Below are 16,149 nucleotides of genomic sequence, written 5' to 3' on the forward strand. Positions count from 1 at the left end.
CCCCCCGACAAATCCATTATCGGATCGCGTTTCTTCAATCCATGTCACATCTCGCCCCTCTTCGACACGTCAAAACTGACGACGCCCTGCTTTTCGTCAGCATTTAGCCCAAACAATCGACGTATCATCAGTCAATATCCACAATAAAAACATGGCATAGAAGATGCATGTTGACGGCGTGATAGCGCATATGCGCCCATTGATGAACTGGAGCAAGACCGATGAAAAAAGTCGTCACGGTTTGCCCGTATTGCGCATCAGGTTGCAAAATCAATCTGGTGGTCGATAACGGCAAAATCGTCCGGGCTGAGGCGGCACAAGGGAAAACCAACCAGGGGACCCTGTGTCTGAAAGGCTATTATGGCTGGGATTTCATTAACGATACCCAGATCCTCACCCCGCGCCTGAAAACCCCTATGATCCGCCGTCAGCGTGGCGGCAAACTGGAATCCGTCTCCTGGCAGGAAGCGCTCGACTACGTCGCCACCCGTCTCAGCGCCATTAAGGCGAAGTACGGTCCGGACGCGATTCAGACTACCGGCTCATCCCGTGGGACGGGTAACGAAACTAACTATGTGATGCAAAAGTTCGCGCGCGCCGTTATTGGTACCAATAACGTCGACTGCTGCGCTCGCGTCTGACACGGCCCTTCGGTTGCAGGTCTGCACCAGTCGGTCGGTAATGGCGCCATGAGTAATGCCATCACAGAGATTGATAACACCGATCTCGTGTTTATCTTCGGGTACAACCCGGCAGATTCACACCCTATTGTGGCGAATCACGTGATTAACGCCAAACGCAATGGGGCAAAAATCATCGTCTGCGATCCGCGAAAAATCGAAACCGCGCGCATCGCCGATATGCATATTGCGCTGAAGAACGGCTCAAACATTGCGCTGCTCAACGCCATCGGCCACGTGATTATTGAAGAAGATCTCTACGATAAATCCTTCGTCGCCAGCCGTTCCGAGGGTTTCGAAGAGTATCGCAAAATCGTCGAAGGCTATACGCCGGAGTCGGTGGAAACTATCACCGGCGTCAGCGCGCAGGAGATTCGCGCCTGTGCCCGCATGTACGCCAGCGCGAAATCTGCCGCCATCCTGTGGGGCATGGGCGTGACCCAGTTCTATCAGGGCGTTGAGACCGTACGCTCGCTGACCAGCCTGGCGATCCTCACCGGTAATCTCGGCAAACCGAGCGTCGGCGTTAACCCGGTGCGCGGCCAGAACAACGTTCAGGGCGCCTGCGATATGGGCGCGCTGCCCGATACTTATCCAGGCTATCAATACGTGAAGTTCCCGGAGCACCGCGAGAAGTTCGCCAGAGCCTGGGGCGTCGAGAGCCTGCCGGCGCATACCGGCTATCGCATCAGCGAGCTGCCGCACCGCGCGGCACACGGCGAAGTACGGGCGGCGTACATTATGGGCGAAGATCCGCTGCAGACCGACGCCGAGCTCTCTGCCGTACGTAAAGCGTTTGACGAGCTGGAGCTGGTGATTGTCCAGGATATTTTCATGACCAAAACCGCCGCGGCGGCTGATGTCATCCTGCCGTCCACCTCGTGGGGCGAGCATGAAGGCGTCTATACCGCAGCGGACCGCGGCTTCCAGCGCTTCTTTAAAGCGGTAGAGCCGAAGTGGGACCTGAAAACCGACTGGCAGATCATCAGCGAAATCGCCACCCGGATGGGCTATCCGATGCACTACAACAACACCCAGGAGATCTGGGACGAGTTGCGGCATCTGTGCCCGGACTTTTACGGCGCCACCTACGAGAAAATGGGCGAGCTGGGCTACGTCATGTGGCCGTGCCGCGATGAGTCCGATGCCGACCAGGGGACCTCTTATCTGTTTAAAGAGCGCTTCGACACCCCGAACGGCCTCGCGCAGTTCTTCACCTGCGACTGGGTTGCGCCGATCGATAAGCTCACCGACGAGTACCCGATGGTGCTCTCCACCGTGCGCGAAGTGGGCCACTATTCGTGCCGTTCGATGACCGGCAACTGTGCGGCGCTGGCCGCGCTGGCAGATGAACCGGGCTATGCGCAAATCAATACCGCCGATGCCGCGCGACTGGGCATTGAGGATGAGGCGCTGGTGTGGGTTAACTCGCGTAAAGGCCGCATTATCACCCGCGCGCAGGTCAGCGATCGGCCGAATAAAGGGGCGGTCTATATGACCTATCAGTGGTGGATTGGCGCCTGTAACGAGCTGGTCACGGAGAACTTAAGCCCGATAACCAAAACGCCGGAGTACAAGTACTGTGCCGTCAACGTTGAGCGCATCGCCGACCAGCGCGCCGCCGAACAGTATGTGATTGATGAGTACAACACGCTGAAAGCCCGCCTGCGCGAAAGCGCAATGGGTTAATCAGGCCGCCTCCGTGGAGGCGGCGCTTCGCGCCTGCCCTGGCTATCGAACCGCAGACAACGGCGAATCGGTAGCCCGGGTAAGGCGTTTACGCCACGACCCGGAAAAACAGACGGCACGATTGTCAGGCTATTCCCCACAAGTTCCCGTCGTTTTCTTCTTCTTCACCTGCCTTTATACTGCGCGCTGTGTTCATGACCGATAATAAAAAATGAAATACCTCTATTTACTTCTGATGCTGTTCTCTCTTGCCGCGGGCGCCGCGGATCCCGGCAGCCAGTACAAACAACAGGCGGAAGCCGGCGATCCGCGGGCGCAGTACTATCTTGCCGATACCTACGTCAGTTCCGGCGATTATCAGCAGGCCGAATACTGGGCGCAGAAATCGGCCGATCGCGGTGACGGGGATGCGCTGGCGCTGCTGGCTCAGCTGAAAATTCGCAACCCGCAGCAGGCCGATTACAAACAGGCCAGAGAGCTGGCTGAGAAGGCGGTGCAGGTTGGCAGCAAGGCAGGAGAAATTATCCTGGCCCGCGTGCTGGTCAATCAACAGGCCGGGCCGACGGACTATTCCCATGCCATCATCCTGTTACAGGATGCCGCCCAGGATCCAGAAAGCGACTCCGCCGTCGACGCCCAGATGCTGTTAGGTTTGATTTACGCCAGCGGCGTGCAGATAACAGAGGATGACGCCAGGGCAACGGACTATTTTAAACGCAGCTCCTCGCTGTCCCGTACCGGCTATGCGGAATACTGGGCCGGGATGATGTTCCTGCAGGGAGAACAAGGCTTTATCGAACCCAACCAGCAGAAAGCGTTGCACTGGCTCAACGTCAGCTGTCAGGAGGGGTTTGATACCGGCTGCGAAGAGTTCGACAGGATAAGTAAAAGATAAGAAAAAGTCCGGCGCGATGTCGCCGGGCGGTAAGAGCGCTGACAAACCGGCTTTGCACAGGGTGCCCGCGTTTTGCCGGGTGGCGGCTGACGCCTGACCCGGCCTACAACCCCCGCAATCTCAACACCTGCACACCCTCTGTAGGCCCGCGCAAGCGCAGCGCCGCCGGGCAATGCAAGAAGCAATCTGGAGCCAGCGCGATATCGCCGGGCGGTGAGACCGCTGACAAACCGGCGTTGAACAGAGTGCCCGCGTTTTGCCGGGTGGCGGCTGACGCCTGACCCGGCCTACAACCCCCGCGATCTCAACACCTGCACAAGTTCTGTCGGCCCGCGCAAGCGCAGCGCCGCCGGGCAATGTAAGAAGCAATCTGGAGCCAGCGCGATATCGCCGGGCGGTGAGACCGCTGACAAACCAGCGTCGAACAGAGTGCCCGCATTTTGCCGGGTGGCGGCCTAACGCCTGACCCGGCCTACAACACCCGCGATCTCAACACCTGCACACCCTCTGTAGGCCCGCGCAAGCGCAGCGCCGCCAGGCAATGCAAGAAGCTATCTGGGCCCGGCGCGATATCGCCGGGCGGTGAGACCGCTGACAAACCGGCGTTGAACAGAGTGCCCGCGTTTTGCCGGGTGGCGGCTAACGCCTGACCCGGCCTACAACCCCCGCGCTCTCAACATCTGCACACCCTCTGTAGGCCCGCGCAAGCGCAGCGCCGCCGGGCAATGTAAGAAGCTATCTGGAGCCAGCGCGATATCGCCGGGCGGTGAGACCGCTGACAAACCAGCGTCGAACAGAGTGCCCGCGTTTTGCCGGGTGGCGGCTGACGCCTGACCCGGCCTACAACACCCGCGATCTCAACACCTGCACAAGCTCTGTAGGCCCGTGCAAGCGCAGCGCCGCCGGGCAATGCAAGAAGCAATCTGGAGCCAGCGCGATATCGCCGGGCGGTGAGACCGCTGACAAACCTGTTGGAACCCGGTGCCCGCATTTTGCCGGGTGGCGGCTGACGCCTGACCCGGCCTACAACACCCGCAATCTCAACACCTGCACAAGCTCTGTAGGCCCGTGCAAGCGCAGCGCCGCCGGGCAATGTAAGAAGCTATCTGGAGCCAGCGCGATGTCGCCGGGCGGTAAGAGCGCTGACAAACCAGCGTTGAACAGAGTGCCCGCGTTTTGCCGGGTGGCGGCTGACGCCTGACCCGGCCTACAACCCCCGCGATCTCAACACCTGCACACCCTCTGTAGGCCCGCGCAAGCGCAGCGCCGCCGGGCAATGTAAGAAGCTATCTGGAGCCAGCGCGATATCGTCGGGCGGTAAGAGCGCTGACAAACCTGTTGGAACCCGGTGCCCGCATTTTGCCGGGCGGCGGCTGACGCCTGACCCGGCCTACAACACCCGTAATCTCAACACCTGCACAAGCTCTGTAGGCCCGCGCAAGCGCAGCGCCGCCGGGCGTTGTGTTTTATTGCGCGGTTTTATCAAATTTGCCCAGCACTTCGCGCTCATAGGCCAGTGCTTTTTTGCGGTCAAACTTGTGTTCCCACTTGGCGATCACCAGCACCGCCAGCGCATTCCCGACCACGTTCAGCGCGGTACGCGCCATATCGAGGATACGGTCAACACCGGCAATAAAGGCCAGCCCTTCCAGCGGAATCCCTACGCTCCCCAGTGTCGCCAGCAGCACCACGAAGGAGACCCCCGGCACGCCGGCAATCCCTTTCGAGGTGACCATCAGCGTCAGCACCAGAGTGATTTCCTGCCACAGCGACAGTTCAATACCGTACAGCTGAGCAATAAAGATCGCCGCGATACTCTGATACAGCGTTGAGCCATCGAGGTTAAATGAGTAGCCGGTCGGCACAACAAAACTGGTAATAGAAGCCGGGGCACCATAGGCTTCCATCTTCTCAATAATACGCGGCAATACGCTCTCGGAGCTGGCGGTGGAGTAGGCCAGAATCAGCTCGTCTTTCAGGATACGGATCAGAATCCAGATACTTAATCCGCATACCCGCGCCACGATCCCCAGCACCACCAGCGCGAAGAACAGAATCGCGAAGTAGACCAGGATAACCAGTTTGGCCAGCGGCCACAGCGAGGCGAAGCCGAAGGTGGCAACGGTCACCGAAATCAGCGCAAACACCCCGACCGGTGCATAGCGCATCACCATGTGGGTCACTTTGAACATGGTTTCGGAAATGGAGCGGAACACGGTCACCAGCGGTTCACGATGGGTCGCTGGCAGCGAAGAGAGCCCCAGGCCGAACAACACCGAGAAGAAAATAATCGGCAACATATCGCCTTTCGCCATCGACGCGACAATGTTGGTCGGCACCAGCGACAGTATCGTACCCATCAGACCGTGAGCGTGGCTTTGCACCTCTGCCGTGGTGTTTTGATATTTCGAGATATCCACCGCGGCCAGCTGCGACATATCAATACCACTGCCCGGCTGGAAGACGTTAGCCAGGGTAATCCCCAGCACAATCGCCACCGTAGTGATCACTTCAAAATAGATAATGGTTTTCGCGCCGATACGTCCCAACTGCTTCGCGTCGCCAACGCCCGCAATCCCGACAATCAGCGTCGAGATGACAATCGGAACGACGATCATCTTGATCAGGTGGATAAAGATATCGCCCGCCGGCGTCAGGAGGTTCGAGATTAACCAGTCACGGCTTTCGGCGTGGTAATGCAGGTAACTGCCCAGAAGTATGCCCAGCACCAGGGCCAGCAAAATTTGCCAGGCCAGGCTGACTTTTGTTTTTTTCTTCACTACAGACTTCCTCAATGAAAGGCACCATTCCAGGAGGTAATGGCGCCCACTGAAAGGGGTATGAATTGTGTTGCGTTGCTTTATAGGGTTATTTAACGCGCAATATCAGTATCATTTGCACGGCATGCTACGCAAGTCTTTAAGAACAGCGGTTTACTCTGGTTTTATGCATAAACCCGCTAATATCCCCACCTTATGTTGCATAAGTATTTGTTATAAAAAATATTTAATACATTCAATTTCTATAAATCCATTTCAGAAATTATTTCACACCAAAGTTTCATTTGATTGCTTTTCATTCAATTTATTTATTGCGTGATCTGTCCCCCAAATAGCAAACAAAGCCGCCAAAGCCCCTACTATTAACGTTTATTTGACATATATTTAACAACCTACAGGAGAAAAAAAGCCATGAGCCAAATACATAAACACCCTATTCCCGCTACGATTGCGGAACGTTGCCTGATTAACCCGGAACAGTACCAGGCGCAGTATCAGCAGTCCGTCACCGACCCGGATGCCTTCTGGGGCGAGCAGGGCAAAATCCTTGACTGGATGCGGCCCTACACGCGCGTGAAGGACACCTCATTCGCACCGGGCAACGTCTCTATTAAATGGTATGAAGACGGCACGCTGAACCTTGCCGCTAACTGCCTCGATCGCCACCTGGCCGAACGCGGCGACCAGACCGCGATTATCTGGGAGGGCGACGACGCCAGCCAGAGCAAACATATTACTTATCGCGAGCTTCACCACGACGTCTGCCGCTTTGCTAACGTCCTGCTCGACCTCGGCATTAAAAAGGGCGATGTCGTCGCTATCTATATGCCAATGGTGCCGGAAGCCGCCGTCGCCATGCTGGCCTGCGCCCGTATCGGCGCGATCCACTCGGTTATCTTCGGCGGTTTTTCTCCCGAAGCGGTCGCCGGCCGTATCATCGACTCGAACTCTCGTCTGGTCATCACTGCCGATGAAGGGCTGCGCGCCGGACGCGCGATTCCGCTGAAGAAGAACGTTGACGATGCGTTAAAAAACCCGCATGTGAAAAGCATTGAGCATGTGGTGGTACTCAAACGTACCGGCGGCAAAATCGACTGGCAGGAAGGACGCGACCTGTGGTGGAGCGATCTGATCGAGAAAGCCAGCGACCAGCACCAGCCGCAAGAGATGAATGCGGAAGACCCGCTGTTCATCCTCTATACCTCCGGTTCAACCGGTAAGCCTAAAGGGGTGCTGCACACCACCGGCGGCTATCTGGTCTATGCCGCCACCACCTTCAAATATGTCTTTGACTACCATCCGGGCGATATCTACTGGTGTACCGCCGATGTGGGCTGGGTGACCGGCCACAGCTATCTGCTGTACGGCCCGCTGGCCTGCGGCGCCACCACGCTGATGTTTGAAGGTGTGCCGAACTGGCCGACGCCGGCGCGGATGTGTCAGGTCGTCGATAAGCACAAAGTTAATATTCTCTACACCGCGCCGACGGCGATCCGCGCGCTGATGGCGGAAGGCGATAAGGCCATCGAAGGCACCGACCGCTCTTCCCTGCGTATTCTGGGCTCAGTCGGCGAGCCGATTAACCCGGAGGCCTGGGAGTGGTACTGGAAGAAGATCGGCAACGAGAAATGCCCGGTGATGGATACCTGGTGGCAAACTGAAACCGGCGGCTTCATGATTACGCCGCTGCCGGGCGCCATTGAGCTGAAAGCGGGTTCCGCCACGCGTCCGTTCTTCGGCGTGCAGCCGGTGCTGGTCGACAATGAAGGCACTCCGCTGGAGGGCGCGACCGAAGGCAACCTGGCTATCGCCGACTCCTGGCCGGGACAGGCGCGGACCCTGTTCGGCGACCATGAGCGCTTTGAACAGACCTACTTCTCCACCTTCAAAAATATGTATTTCAGCGGCGACGGCGCGCGTCGTGATGAAGATGGCTACTTCTGGATCACCGGCCGCGTCGACGACGTTCTGAACGTATCCGGCCACCGTCTGGGGACCGCCGAAATCGAATCGGCGCTGGTGTCGCACCCGAAAATCGCCGAAGCGGCCGTGGTCGGCATTCCGCATAACATCAAAGGCCAGGCGATTTACGCTTATGTGACGCTCAATCACGGTGAGGAGCCGACGCCAGAGCTGTATGCGGAGGTGCGCAACTGGGTACGCAAAGAGATTGGCCCGCTGGCGACCCCGGACGTGCTGCACTGGACCGATTCATTACCGAAAACCCGCTCGGGTAAGATCATGCGACGTATTCTGCGCAAGATTGCCGCGGGCGATACCAGCAACCTCGGCGATACATCAACACTGGCGGATCCTGGTGTCGTGGAGAAACTGCTCGAAGAGAAGCAGGCCATCGCGATGCCGTCGTAAACGGACTCATTCCCTACACCCTCTCCCCGTGAGGGGAGAGGACATAAATCATACGCCCTAAGGATTCCACGTAGCAGGACAGCAGTAAGCACCCTCTCTTCCCGACAGCATGTTGCCGGGCGGATAAGTGCTGCCGACGGTCAGCGCGGGGATGACGAAAAGGGTACCTCTGGAGACGCTGTAATGAATGAGCAACTTTGTCAGCGGATAGAAGATAGTGCGCATTTCAGGGAGTTAGTTGCAACCCGGCAAAGGTTTGCCGCCATCCTGTCACTGATTATGTTGGTGATCTACGTGGGCTTTATTCTGCTCATCGCTTTCGCCCCCGGTTGGCTGGGTACGCCGCTGCATGCCGGTACCAGCGTCACCCGAGGTATCCCGATCGGCATCGGCGTTATCGTCATCTCTTTTGTCCTGACCGGGATTTATGTCTGGCGGGCGAATGGCGAATTTGACCGTCTGACCAAAAGCGTTATCAACGAGGTGCACGCATCATGAAGAAAGTCCTGACGGCGATTGCCGCCACGCTCCCTTTTTCCGCGAGTGCCGCTGACGCCATTACCGGCGCGGTACAACGCCAGCCGACGAACTGGCAGGCGATCGTCATGTTCCTGATCTTTGTCGCCCTGACGCTGTATATCACCTACTGGGCGTCAAAACGCGTGCGCTCGCGCAGCGATTATTATACCGCGGGCGGAAATATCACCGGCTTTCAGAACGGGCTGGCGATCGCCGGCGACTTTATGTCGGCCGCCTCCTTCCTCGGTATTTCCGCGCTGGTCTACACCTCCGGCTACGACGGGCTGATTTACTCCCTCGGTTTTCTGGTCGGCTGGCCGATTATTCTGTTCCTGATTGCCGAGCGCCTGCGTAACCTCGGGCGCTACACCTTCGCTGACGTCGCCTCTTATCGCCTTAAGCAAGGGCCGATTCGTACTCTCTCCGCCTGCGGTTCGCTGGTGGTGGTGGCGCTGTATCTGATTGCGCAGATGGTCGGCGCAGGCAAACTGATTCAGCTGCTGTTCGGCCTGAACTACCACGTCGCGGTGGTGTTGGTCGGCGTGCTGATGGTGCTCTACGTCCTCTTCGGCGGTATGCTCGCCACCACCTGGGTGCAGATTATCAAGGCCGTTCTGCTGCTGTGCGGCGCCAGCTTTATGGCCTTTATGGTCATGAAGCACGTCGGCTTCAGCTTCAACAATCTGTTCACTGAAGCGATGGCGGTGCATCCGAAAGGCGCGGCGATTATGAGCCCTGGCGGACTGGTGAAAGACCCGATATCGGCGCTGTCGCTCGGCCTCGGCCTGATGTTCGGTACCGCCGGTCTGCCGCACATTCTGATGCGTTTCTTCACCGTCAGCGATGCGAAAGAAGCGCGTAAGAGCGTGTTCTACGCTACTGGGTTTATGGGCTATTTCTATATCCTGACCTTTATTATCGGCTTCGGCGCGATCATGCTGGTGGGGGCGAATCCCGCATTCAAAGACTCCGCAGGCGTGCTGATCGGCGGCAACAATATGGCGGCGGTACACCTCGCCGATGCGGTGGGCGGCAACCTGTTCCTCGGCTTTATTTCAGCGGTCGCCTTCGCCACGATTCTGGCGGTGGTCGCCGGCTTGACGCTAGCCGGCGCATCGGCGGTCTCTCATGACCTGTATGCTAACGTCTTCCGTAAGGGCGCCAGCGAGCGCGATGAGCTGCGGGTCTCAAAAATTACCGTTCTGGTACTGGGGATCGTGGCGATTCTGCTGGGGATTTTGTTTGAGAATCAGAACATTGCCTTCATGGTGGGTCTGGCCTTCTCCATCGCCGCCAGCTGTAACTTCCCGATCATACTGCTGTCGATGTACTGGTCGAAGCTGACCACTCGCGGCGCCATGGTGGGCGGCTGGCTGGGGCTGCTGACCGCCGTGATTCTGATGATCCTTGGCCCGACGATTTGGGTCCAGATCCTCGGCCATGAAAAGGCGATATTCCCGTATGAGTATCCGGCGCTGTTCTCTATCGCTATCGCCTTTATCGGTATCTGGATCTTCTCCGCCACCGATAACTCGGCGGAAGGGATGCGCGAACGCGAGCAGTTCCGCGCTCAGTTTATCCGTTCGCAAACCGGGATCGGTATCGAACGCGGCCAGGCGCACTAACCTGACTCTCCCCGGCCGCTCGGCCGGGGAACATTAAAACATCAGCAGGCGCACCAGCGGCGCCGCCAGTACCATCACCACGCCAGACAACATCATCACCAGACTGGCCACCACCCCTTCCTGCGGTCCCAGCTCATAGGAGCGGGCGGTACCTGCGCCGTGCGAGGCGGCGCCAAATCCAGCGCCTTTTGCCATCCCTGCGCGAATGGCGAGCCGCATAAACAGCGCATCGCCCACCGCCATACCAAACACGCCGGTGATCACCACAAACAGCGCCACCAGCTCCGGCTGGCCGCCGATCGGTTTTGCCGCCGCCAGCGCAAACGGCGTGGTGATCGAACGCACCGCCAGACTACGCTGAATCGCATCCGGCAGCGTCAACAGTCGCGCCAGCCACACGGAGCTGGTCACGGCGACAACCACTGCCGTCGTTACGCCCGCGGTCAGCGACATCCAGTGCCGTTTAATGATAGCCAGGTTGTCATACACCGGGACGGCAAACGCGATGGTTGCAGGCCCCAGCAGCCATAACAGCCAGTGGGTCTCGCCCATATAGTTCTGATAGGAAATGTGGCCGAAAACCAGAATCAGCACCAGCAGTATCGGGGTAAACACCAGCGGCATCAGCGGCAGCTTGTGGAAGCGGCGATACAGGCGCTTATTGGCGAAATAGAGTACCAGCGTCACCACCAGGCACAGGACGCTCAGTTGAAAATCACTCATGCTTCATCCGGCTGACTTCATAGCGATACACTTTATCCACCACCCATGCCGTTGCCCCCAGCACCATCAGGGTACTCAGCGCAATCACCAGCAAGATCCGCCAGCCGTCGGCCATCAGCAGCTGGGTATAGTTCACCACCGCCACCACTGCCGGAACAAAGAACAGCAGCATTTCCGCCAGCAGCCAGCGGGCGCCAGCCCGCACCCATTTTAGCGGGATAACCCGACAGACGATCAGCGTCAGCAGCAGCAACATGCCGACCAGGTTCGCCGGCAGCGGCAGATGCAGCCAGTTAACCAAATATTCAGCGCAGACGAACAATCCGGCATATATCAGCACCTGAACCGGGACCTGGAGGCGCTGGACAACGAAGGGGGTCACACGAGCTGGCGCGAAGGCCATGAGCGAAATTCCTGAAAAAGAAGCAAGATGTAAAGTATAGAGAGCCGCCCGAACGGACAAAAATGAATTAAAATCATCACAGGTATAGTCTCAGGGAATAATTATGGATATCCGAACGCTGCGCTATTTTGTCGAAGTGGTGCGTCAACAGAGTTTTACGCGCGCTGCGGAAAAACTTTTCGTCACACAGCCCACGATCAGCAAAATGCTCAAAAATCTGGAAGATGAGCTGAACTGCACCCTGTTGATTCGCGATGGCCGCCGGCTCCTGCTGACCGATACCGGTCGGGTTGTCTTCGAGCGTGGGCAGGCGATTCTGGGCGAGTTTCATCAGCTGGAATCAGAGCTGAATGATATTAACCACCTGTACAAAGGGGTCCTGAGACTGGGGATCCCGCCGATGGTCGGCATGCTGATGGCCGAACCGATTAGCCTGTTTCGCCAGCGCTACCCGGGCGTGGAGCTGAAAATTGCCGAGTTCGGTGGCCTGACGGTCCAGCAGGCGGTGAGCAACGGCGAACTGGATCTCGCCATGACAGCGCTGCCGGTAGATGAAGACAGCGGCCTGAGCACGTTGCCGCTCTTCAACCATCCGCTGTGCGTGCTGACGCCAAGAACGGAGGAGTGGGAAAGCGTTCAGTCACTGTCGCCGGAAGCGCTCGCGGCCCATCCGCTGGTCATTTATAACGAAGGTTTCGCTCTGAACCGGCAGCTGATGGCGCTGTTTACCTGTCATGAGGTGAAGCCGCGCATCGCGGTGCGCAGCGGCCAGTGGGATTTCCTCGCGGCTATGGTGCAGGCGGGCATCGGCGTGGCTATCCTGCCGCAACCGATCTGTGAACGTCTCGATGCGGAGAATTTTTGCTCGATACCGCTGCAGAGCGAGCTGCACTGGGAGCTGGGGATGATCTGGCGGGAAGGCGTTTATCTGTCGCACAGCGCGCAGGCGTGGCTGGAATGCAGTAAGGCGTTCTGGCTGAAGTAAGTTCCCGGAGGCGGCGCGCGGCGGCTTCGTGCCGGGTCGCGGCGTAAACGCCTTATCAGAGCGACGCTTTCACCCCAACCCGTCCCGCACGCGCCTTTTTCCCCGGCAAGCAAAAGCGCCGCCGGGGAGAAGGTACGCGATTACTGATCTTCGATGAGCAGCGTTTCCAGCAGGTCAAGGTCGTGGAGCAGCTTCTGCAGCGTTTCATTGCTGATCTGTCGGGTCGCCCGAAGATGATACAGCTCGCCGCGTTCTGAACGCAGCGCCGCCAGGCGGAACCGACGCTCAAGCTGCTCTTCGAGTATCGAGGTTTCCACATCGTTACGTCCGTCGACGCGGCGGCGCAGGTTACCAATCACCCGCGAACTGACCTCAGTCAGCAGCTGGTTATCAATATTCTCTTTGGTATCGGCCGCCAGACGCTCTTCCATTTTCTGAATCGCGACAATCGCCACATCCGCCGTCGCCGCGCGCGCCAGCCGCTCTTCTTTCCGCTGCTGAACGTGGTCGCTCGATTCAATGTGGCGGAGCAAAATCGGCAGCGCAATCACCCCGACAAACAGCGAGAACAGAATCACCCCAGCGGCCAGGAAGATCAGCTCATAGCGGGCCGGGAAGACGTTGCCGTCCGGCAGCAGCAGCGGAATCGACAGCACACCGGCGAGGGTTATCGCCCCGCGGACTCCGGCAACGGAGGAGATAAGCAGCTCACGGGTGGTCCACGAACCAAATTCCATCGGTTTCTTTTTCAGGAAACGCTGGCTTAATTTGCGCATCGTCCACAGCCAGCCAAAACGCACCAGCATCAGCGCGGCGTAGATCAGGATAATGTCGGTAAACAGCATCCAGGTTTCAACATTAGGATCTGCTTCCGCCGCCACCAGCGATGTCGACAGAATCTCCGGCAGTTGCAGGCCCAACAGCAGGAACACCATGCCGTTAAAGACAAATTCCAGCATCGCCCAGGTACTGTTCGCTCGCAGGCGCATGGCCAGCGGCGCGGTGCGCATCACACCGGAACGGGTGATGGTCATCCCCGCCGCCACCGCCGCCAGGATCCCGGATACACCGATATGTTCCGCGATCAGGTAGGAGGCAAACGGCAGCAGGAACAGCAGCACAATCTGCGTCGCTGGCTCATCGCCGCCCCAGCGGCTGAGGAAGCGCATCGAACGACCATACAGCCAGCTCACCACAAACCCGGCGAGGATGCCGCCGATGGCGACTTTGAGGAACTCGACCGTCGCACCGCCGACGGTAAAGACCATCGTGCCCATCGCCACGGCGACGGCAAACTTCAGCGAGACCAGGCCGGAGGCATCGTTCATCAACGCCTCGCCCTGCAAAATCCCCATAATTTTTTTCGGAATGCGTCCTTCGCCCACGATGCCTGACAGCGCCACGGCATCGGTCGGTGACAACACCGCCGCCAGCGCGAAGGCGGGAATCAGCGGAATACCCGGCACGATCCAGTAAATGAGGAAGCCAATCCCCACCACCGTCACCAGCACCAGCGCCAGCGCCAGCCCGAGGATTTCTCGTCCGTGCTCAATAAATTCGCGGGTCGGCGTTTTCCAGCCATCGGCAAAAAGCAGCGGCGGGATAAACAAGACCAGGAACAGCTCGGGGTCGAATTCAACGTGCAAACCAAACGTCGGCCACGCCAGTAGCGCGCCAATGGCGATTTGCATCAGTGGTAGTGGGACCTGAAAGGGCAGTACGCGTGTAACCACCCCGGAGAGAGAGACCACGAGGGTCATAATGAGTATGGTGAAGAATATTTCCATGTGTTCCCTGTTTGCTGGGTTTTCTTATTTTATACCCTCAATAATTCGAGTTGCAGGCAGACAGCGACGCAGGGAATCCCCAGGAGCTTACTGAAGTAAGTGACTGGGGTGAGCGAGAACAGCCAACGCTCATGCAACTTGAAGTATGACGGGTATACACCGGAGCCGTCATGTCTCTGGATAATACGCTACTCAGATTAACGCAAAAGGAAACAGGATGTGGCTTAAAAATAAAACGGGCGGCCTGAGCCGCCCGCGATGCGCAAGAAAAGCTTAAATGGCCCAACCGCCGGCGTAGAAGATAACCAGCGCGGCCGCGATGATGACGGTCCCCACGTTCAGCTTACGCCACTCGCCGGAGACCAGACGGCCAATCACCAGGGTGGCAAAGCCGATCATGATGCCGGTGACGATGTTACAGGTCAGTACGATAAAGACCGCGGTGATCAGCCCGGCCATCGCATCGACGAAATCGTTAAAGTCGATTTTCGCCACGTTGCTCAGCATCAGCAGACCGACATACATCAGCGCAGGTGCCGTGGCATACGCAGGCACCAGATAAGAGAGCGGAGAGAGGAACAGAATCAGCAGGAACAGCACGCCAACGGTTACCGCGGTGAGGCCGGTTTTACCGCCCGCCGCAGTCCCCGCCGCCGATTCGATATACACCGCCGCCGGCGCCGCCCCGACAACGCCGGAGAAGACGCTGCTCAGGGAGTCGGTGGTCAAGGCTTTACCGCCGTTGATAATCTGCCCGTCTTTATCCAGCAGGTTTGCCTGCCCCGCTACGGCGCGAATGGTGCCGGTGGCATCAAATACCGCCGTCATCACCAGCGCCAGCACGCTTGGCAGAATCACCGGGTTCAGCGCGCCGATGATATCGAGGCTGCCAATCAGTGAGTTGCCTTTGTCGTCGCTCAGCGACGGCATCGCGAAAATACCGGAGAAATGGACGTTCGGGTCAAAAATCAGCCCCACGATCGACACGCCGATAATGGTCAGCAGGATACCGCCCGGCACTTTCATTTTTTCCAGGCCAATGATCACCGCCAGCCCCACCAGCGACATAATCACCGGGAAGCTGTTGAAGTGACCCAGCGCGACCGGCAAACCGTCCAGCGGGTTTTTAATCACCAGGCCCACGCTGTTGGCGGCGATCAGCAGCAGAAACAGGCCGATACCTATCCCGGTGCCGTGCGCAACGCCCTGCGGTAAATTGCGCAGGATCCAGCTACGAATACCGGTGGCGGAGATAACGGTGAACAGCACGCCCATCAGGAACACGGCGCCCAGCGCAACCGGAATACTGATGTGCTGGCCCAGCACCAGGCTGAAGGCGGTGAACGCGGTCAGCGAAATAGCGCAGCCGATGGCCAGCGGCAGGTTTGCCCACAGCCCCATCACCAGAGAGCCTACGCCGGCGACCAGACACGTGGAGACGAACACGGCTGCCGGAGGGAATCCGGCTTTACCCAACATGCCCGGGACCACAATGACCGAGTACACCATCGCCAGGAAGGTGGTTAAACCGGCAACAATCTCCTGACGCACGGAGCTGCCACGAGCTGAAATTTTAAACCAGGCGTCTAACGAACCGCCGGTACGCGCTGAAGGCGTAGACATAGAAAACTTCCCCTGAAAATTTTAATCGTTCGTCCGTATGCGTGGTGGACCATCCACTGCCAGTTAAACG

The 16,149-nt window shown here is 58.2% G+C and carries 11 protein-coding genes; 6 read left to right on the forward strand and 5 right to left on the reverse strand.

Annotated elements, in window-relative coordinates; all coding sequences use genetic code 11:
- The first annotated feature begins 221 nt into the window (after positions 1-221).
- On the forward strand, positions 222-2,369 hold the full coding sequence (fdhF, locus tag Electrica_RS23465) for a formate dehydrogenase subunit alpha (RefSeq protein ID WP_141965563.1): 2,148 nt from the start codon (positions 222-224) through the stop codon (positions 2,367-2,369).
- A gap of 211 nt (positions 2,370-2,580) precedes the next feature.
- A complete protein-coding gene (locus Electrica_RS23470; RefSeq protein WP_131049879.1) occupies positions 2,581-3,264 on the forward strand; it encodes a tetratricopeptide repeat protein in 684 nt (227 codons plus the stop codon).
- 1,466 nt (positions 3,265-4,730) lie between these two features.
- Here Electrica_RS23470 and gltP read toward each other — a convergent pair.
- Entirely contained in the window at positions 4,731-6,044 is a 1,314-nt protein-coding gene (gltP, locus tag Electrica_RS23475; protein ID WP_100685336.1) for a glutamate/aspartate:proton symporter GltP, read from the reverse strand.
- A 411-nt stretch (positions 6,045-6,455) separates the two neighbouring features.
- Here gltP and acs point away from each other — a divergent pair, with 411 nt between their 5' ends.
- The 3 genes from acs to actP all read left to right on the forward strand — a co-directional run bounded on the left by acs (position 6,456) and on the right by actP (position 10,558).
- Positions 6,456-8,414, forward strand: a complete 1,959-nt coding sequence (gene acs / locus Electrica_RS23485; RefSeq protein WP_141965565.1) for an acetate--CoA ligase — start codon at positions 6,456-6,458, stop codon at positions 8,412-8,414.
- 183 nt (positions 8,415-8,597) lie between these two features.
- Positions 8,598-8,912 carry a DUF485 domain-containing protein gene (locus Electrica_RS23490; protein ID WP_131049877.1) on the forward strand — a complete coding sequence of 105 codons (315 nt, stop codon included), beginning with the start codon at positions 8,598-8,600 and terminating at the stop codon, positions 8,910-8,912.
- On the forward strand, positions 8,909-10,558 hold the full coding sequence (actP, locus tag Electrica_RS23495; RefSeq protein WP_141965567.1) for a cation/acetate symporter ActP: 1,650 nt from the start codon (positions 8,909-8,911) through the stop codon (positions 10,556-10,558). The genes Electrica_RS23490 and actP overlap by 4 nt, the downstream gene beginning before the upstream one ends.
- 33 nt (positions 10,559-10,591) lie before the next feature.
- Here the strand turns inward: actP and Electrica_RS23500 are convergent, their stop codons facing one another.
- Complete coding sequence (locus Electrica_RS23500) at positions 10,592-11,281, reverse strand: LrgB family protein (RefSeq protein WP_131049875.1); 690 nt, start codon at positions 11,279-11,281, stop codon at positions 10,592-10,594.
- Entirely contained in the window at positions 11,274-11,684 is a 411-nt protein-coding gene (locus Electrica_RS23505) for a CidA/LrgA family protein (RefSeq protein WP_141965569.1), read from the reverse strand. Before Electrica_RS23505 ends, Electrica_RS23500 begins: the two co-directional genes overlap by 8 nt.
- Before the next feature lie 103 nt (positions 11,685-11,787).
- Between Electrica_RS23505 and Electrica_RS23510 the strand changes: the two genes are divergently transcribed.
- Positions 11,788-12,669 (forward strand): LysR family transcriptional regulator, encoded by an 882-nt coding sequence (locus Electrica_RS23510; RefSeq protein WP_100685329.1) that lies wholly within the window; start codon positions 11,788-11,790, stop codon positions 12,667-12,669.
- A gap of 140 nt (positions 12,670-12,809) precedes the next feature.
- Here Electrica_RS23510 and Electrica_RS23515 read toward each other — a convergent pair whose 3' ends face one another.
- Positions 12,810-14,456 carry a Na+/H+ antiporter gene (locus Electrica_RS23515; protein ID WP_141965571.1) on the reverse strand — a complete coding sequence of 549 codons (1,647 nt, stop codon included), beginning with the start codon at positions 14,454-14,456 and terminating at the stop codon, positions 12,810-12,812.
- Positions 14,457-14,729: 273 nt separating this feature from the next.
- Positions 14,730-16,079, reverse strand: coding sequence for an NCS2 family permease (locus Electrica_RS23525; RefSeq protein WP_100685327.1), 1,350 nt, complete (start codon positions 16,077-16,079; stop codon positions 14,730-14,732).
- Positions 16,080-16,149 lie beyond the last annotated feature (70 nt).

Origin of the sequence: Klebsiella electrica, assembly GCF_006711645.1 — a bacterium.
GTDB lineage: Bacteria > Pseudomonadota > Gammaproteobacteria > Enterobacterales > Enterobacteriaceae > Klebsiella > Klebsiella electrica.

What these genes read in the sequence shown, in the direction of transcription:
- Electrica_RS23500 (WP_131049875.1), bottom strand. Translation starts at nt 11,281, where the DNA reads ATGAGTGATTTTCAACTGAGCGTCCTGTGCCTGGTGGTGACGCTGGTA.
- Electrica_RS23515 (WP_141965571.1), bottom strand. Translation starts at nt 14,456, where the DNA reads ATGGAAATATTCTTCACCATACTCATTATGACCCTCGTGGTCTCTCTC.
- Electrica_RS23490 (WP_131049877.1), top strand. Translation starts at nt 8,598, where the DNA reads ATGAATGAGCAACTTTGTCAGCGGATAGAAGATAGTGCGCATTTCAGG.
- Electrica_RS23525 (WP_100685327.1), bottom strand. Translation starts at nt 16,079, where the DNA reads ATGTCTACGCCTTCAGCGCGTACCGGCGGTTCGTTAGACGCCTGGTTT.
- acs (WP_141965565.1), top strand. Translation starts at nt 6,456, where the DNA reads ATGAGCCAAATACATAAACACCCTATTCCCGCTACGATTGCGGAACGT.
- Electrica_RS23470 (WP_131049879.1), top strand. Translation starts at nt 2,581, where the DNA reads ATGAAATACCTCTATTTACTTCTGATGCTGTTCTCTCTTGCCGCGGGC.
- actP (WP_141965567.1), top strand. Translation starts at nt 8,909, where the DNA reads ATGAAGAAAGTCCTGACGGCGATTGCCGCCACGCTCCCTTTTTCCGCG.
- Electrica_RS23510 (WP_100685329.1), top strand. Translation starts at nt 11,788, where the DNA reads ATGGATATCCGAACGCTGCGCTATTTTGTCGAAGTGGTGCGTCAACAG.
- Electrica_RS23505 (WP_141965569.1), bottom strand. Translation starts at nt 11,684, where the DNA reads ATGGCCTTCGCGCCAGCTCGTGTGACCCCCTTCGTTGTCCAGCGCCTC.